Source organism: Dietzia sp. Cai40 (assembly GCF_014145165.1).
Lineage (GTDB): Bacteria > Actinomycetota > Actinomycetes > Mycobacteriales > Mycobacteriaceae > Dietzia > Dietzia natronolimnaea.
In genome coordinates, this window is sequence record NZ_JAALEB010000180.1 from 1 (window position 1) to 3896 (window position 3896).

Genomic DNA, 3896 nt, shown 5'->3' on the forward strand with positions numbered 1-3896 from the left:
CCAGATGCCGGGGGGCGAAGTCCTGGTCAGGGCGGTACGGCGCGGCGGGTGAGTTGCCGTAGGGCAGATCGCCCTCGTGCGCCAGGGGTTCGGCGGGCCCGGCGGCCGGGCGGGTCGGGAACTGCTCCGTCGGGAACCGTTCCGTCGGGAACTGCTCAGGGGGGAACCTCTGGATGGGGGCGAACTGGTCCGTGGGCGCCGGAAGGCGGTCCCGACCGGCGTCCGAGGACTCGTCGGGCCGGTAGGGGAACTGCTCGTTCATGGCGTCTCATTTCACGGTGCGGGAGAGGCGACTCGACTGACGTCGGGGTCACCCTAGCCGCGGCCGCGCGCCGCTCACCCGGGGCGGAACGGAAATCCGGGAGAAGATCGGGGGACCCCTGCAGCGCGCCCGGCCGGGTCGTCAGGGTCTACCCCTACGAGCCACCGCTCTCCCGGCGTCTGTTGGGTACGTCACCTCGGCGAGTCGGGTCAATTGGCGCGGGCCTGAGCAGGTCAGTCGTCAGATAGGTCGACGCGATCGGCCGCCGCCTACGCCACCTGCATCGTGGTCAGGCAGGTCAGGTCGTCGTCGCCGGTGGAGACGGGCGAGGTCGTCGAGTCGCCCTCGTGCGCGATCGTCAGGGTGCCGGTGAGGTCGCGCGGGAGCCACAGGCCCACGAAGCCGTTGTCGTAGGTCGTGCGGGTCTCGTCGAGCACGGTCTGCCCGGTCGCCCCGTCCGTCACGGTCACCTGCACGGTCTCGCCGCCGAGCTCCCCGAGGCACGTGGTGAGGCTGTGGAAGAAGCAGTCGTGCGTGAAGGTCCGGTACGGGGCCACGGAGAGGTAGAACTCGTCTGCCGGCATCGGCAGCGCCGCCTCCTCGAGGTCGCCGGTGGGGTCGCTCAGGACCAGCTGGTCCGGTTCGACGGAAGCCCACAGGTCGTCGGGCCGCTCGGCCACGGGCATGGTGTCGAGCCGCTCGATCACCTGCCGGGCGTCCAACCCCTCGAGGCCGTGTCGCTCGACGAGGGTGGCCGCGGCCCGGTCGGAGGTGGAGTCCGGTTCCGGCCCGGCCGAGGTGCAGGCGGTCAGCCCCAACGATCCCGCGACCACGGCCGCGAGCAGGGCGCGACGGCGCGCGGACGGGCGGGGAACAGTCGTCAGAGCACTCGTCACGGTCACAGGCCGGCGAGCATCTCGCGCATCTGATCGATCTCCCGCTGCTGGGTGTCGATGATGGTCTGGGCCAGCTCGACCGCCTCCGGGTGGGTGCCGCCGGACACCTGGTCCTCGGCCATGTCGATCGCGCCCTCGTGGTGGACGATCATCTGCTCCAGGAACAACCGCGCGGCGTCGGTGCCCTCGGCGTCGGCCAGCTCCTGCATCTCCTCCGGCGAGAGCATCCCGTCCATCATGCGCATCTCGCCGGCGTCACCCATGTGGTCGCCATGATCGTCGCGGCCCATGCCGGGCTCGCCCCACTCCCCGAGCCACTCGTCGAGCTGCTCGATCTCCGGGCCCTGCGCGGCCTTGATCTCCTCGGCCAGCTCGCGGACGTCGTCGGGGACGCCCTCCTTGGCCAGGATGATGTCGCTCATCTCGATGGCCTGCTCGTGGTGCGGGATCATCATCCGCGCGAACCGCACGTCGGCGGCGGAGTGCTCGGACGCGTCGCCCTCCTCGGTGGTCGCGGGAGCGCCGTCCTCGGCGGTGGTGGTCGTGGCCGGCGTCGTGGCCGTCGTGTCGTCGCCGTCGTCGGCACAGGCGGAGAGCGTGAGGACGGCCACGGCTGCGGCGGCGAGGAAGATCCTGCTGGTCATCGTCGAGGTCCTTTCGAACGGAGCGGCCGGGCGCCCGGACTGCTGGGAACCATCCTGCCCGTCGGGTCCGGCGCTTCGGATGGAGGTCGTGTGAAGGTTTGGTCAAGGCCGTCGCGGGGGCGGCGGATCCGCAGGCGGGGCGCGATGATGGGACCCATGACCCCCAGCCCTGGCGACCACGGACAGGCCGGTGCACCCGGTCCCGTGCCGCGCCCGCCCACGGGGTTGCGGGCGATGGTCGTCGACGACGAGCAGTCCCTCGCCGACCTGGTCGCCTCGTATCTCCGTCGCGACGGATTCGAGGTCACCGTCACCGGCGACGGTGCCGAGGCGGTCACGCTCGCCCGGTCGGTGGACCCGGACGTGATCGTCCTGGACCTGGGGTTGCCGGGGCTGGACGGGGTCGAGGTGTGCCGGCGGGTCCGGGTCCACTCCGACGCGTACGTGGTGATGCTCACCGCCCGGACCGACGAGGTCGACACACTGATCGGGCTGTCCGTCGGCGCGGACGACTACATGACCAAGCCGTTCAGCCCCCGCGAGCTCATGGCCAGGATCCAGGCGATGTTGCGCAGACCGCGGGGTCCCGTGACCGGGTACGACGACGACGTGGCCGCCGCCGGGTCCGCGGGCAGCAGCCCGGTGGACGCGCGTCTGCGGAGGATCGGGGATCTGACCATCGACGTGGCCGGTCGCGAGGTGAGCGTCGACGGGCGGGCCGTCGCCCTGACCCGCACTGAGTTCGACCTGCTCGCCGCCCTGTCCCGCGACCCGGGTGTCGTGTTCACCCGGTCCCAGTTGATCGAGAGGGTGTGGGGCCCGAACTGGGTGGGCGACGACCACCTGGTGGACGTCCACGTCGCGCACCTGCGCCGCAAGCTCGGTGACGAGGCCGCGCGGGGTCGCTACGTCCGCACCGTCCGCGGAGTGGGCTACCGGATGGGGGCCGGGCGGTGAGCGGCGGCGCTGTCGGCGAGGTGCGGCGCGGCCGGCTCGCAGGGGCGAGTTTCGGGACGCGTCTGTTGGTGGTCATGGCCGGGGTGGTGGTGGGCTGCGCGGGGAGCGCCTGGCTCGTCGCCTCGGTGCTGGCGCCCGAGATCTTCCACGACCACCTCGGACAGGCCGGGATCGAGCACGACTCCGCGGAGGCCGCCCACGTCGAGGAGGCGTTCACGGATTCGATCGTCCTGGCCTGGGGGCTGGCGGTGGGCGTCGCGGTGCTCCTGGCGTTGCTGGCGAGCTGGTACCTCACCCGCAGGGTCCAGCGTTCGGTCGCGGTGGTGACCGCCTCGACCGCCGAGATCGCCGGCGGGCGCTACGACACGCGCGTCGCGAGTCCCGAGCTGGGGCGGGAGTTCGACGACCTGGCGACGAGCGTCAACGAACTCGCCCGGAGACTCGACGCCACCGACACCACGCGACGCCGGATGCTCGCCGACCTCGGTCACGAGATGCGCACCCCGCTGGCCACGATCGACTCCTACCTCGAGGCCGTCGACGACGGTGTGCGGGACTACGACGACGACACCAGGGAGGTGCTGTGGACGGCCACCCGCCGACTCGAACGCCTGGCGTCGGACATCGTGGCCGTCTCGGCCGTCGAGGAGCACCTGACCCGCCTCCATCCGGTCCCCACCACCATCGCCGGGTTGGTGGGGAGCGCCCTCGACGCCGCCCGTGAGCGGTTCGCGGACAAGTAGGTGGAGCTCACCGCCCGCGACCTCGTCGACGCCGAGGCCACCGTGGACATCGACCGCATGGGCCAGGTACTGGGGAACCTGCTGGACAGCGCATTACGGCACACCCCTGCCGGTGGCTCCGTCACCGTCAGCACCAGCCTGCTCCCCGCGGACACCGGCACCAGGACGTCCGGCACCGACACGGTGGCTCGGAGGCGGGTGTCCGTCACTGTCACCGACACCGGCGAGGGCGTGGCCGCGCACCACCTGGATCACCTCTTCGACCGCTTCTACCGCGCGGACACCGCCCGCGGCCGACACGGCGGGGGAAGCGGCATCGGGCTGGCGATCACCCGGGCACTCGTGGAGGCCCACGGCGGTCGCGTCAGCGCGGCCAGCGACGGCCCCGGGCACG

3 protein-coding genes and 2 pseudogenes are annotated in these 3896 nt (G+C 72.1%); 2 read left to right on the top strand and 3 right to left on the bottom strand.

The genetic code is table 11. The features are described from left to right. The 3 genes and pseudogenes from G6022_RS07885 to G6022_RS07895 all read right to left on the bottom strand — a co-directional run. A pseudogene (locus G6022_RS07885) lies at positions 1-262 on the bottom strand (hypothetical protein); the annotation flags it as partial. Positions 263-531: 269 nt separating this feature from the next. After that, positions 532-1158: a CueP family metal-binding protein gene (locus G6022_RS07890; RefSeq protein ID WP_238556361.1), complete on the bottom strand. Its 627-nt coding sequence runs from the start codon at positions 1156-1158 to the stop codon at positions 532-534. A 2-nt stretch (positions 1159-1160) separates the two neighbouring features. Continuing rightward, on the bottom strand, positions 1161-1802 hold the full coding sequence (locus G6022_RS07895) for a DUF305 domain-containing protein (protein WP_182616029.1): 642 nt from the start codon (positions 1800-1802) through the stop codon (positions 1161-1163). Positions 1803-2036: 234 nt separating this feature from the next. On the opposite strand from G6022_RS07895, the gene G6022_RS07900 reads away from it, so the two are divergent. Both G6022_RS07900 and G6022_RS07905 read left to right on the top strand, forming a co-directional pair. Then, on the top strand, positions 2037-2759 hold the full coding sequence (locus tag G6022_RS07900; protein WP_182616035.1) for a response regulator transcription factor: 723 nt from the start codon (positions 2037-2039) through the stop codon (positions 2757-2759). Positions 2760-2833: 74 nt separating this feature from the next. Then, a pseudogene (locus G6022_RS07905) lies at positions 2834-3896 on the top strand (HAMP domain-containing sensor histidine kinase); the annotation flags it as partial.

What these genes read in the sequence shown, in the direction of transcription:
- G6022_RS07895 (WP_182616029.1), bottom strand. Translation starts at nt 1,802, where the DNA reads ATGACCAGCAGGATCTTCCTCGCCGCCGCAGCCGTGGCCGTCCTCACG.
- G6022_RS07900 (WP_182616035.1), top strand. Translation starts at nt 2,037, where the DNA reads ATGGTCGTCGACGACGAGCAGTCCCTCGCCGACCTGGTCGCCTCGTAT.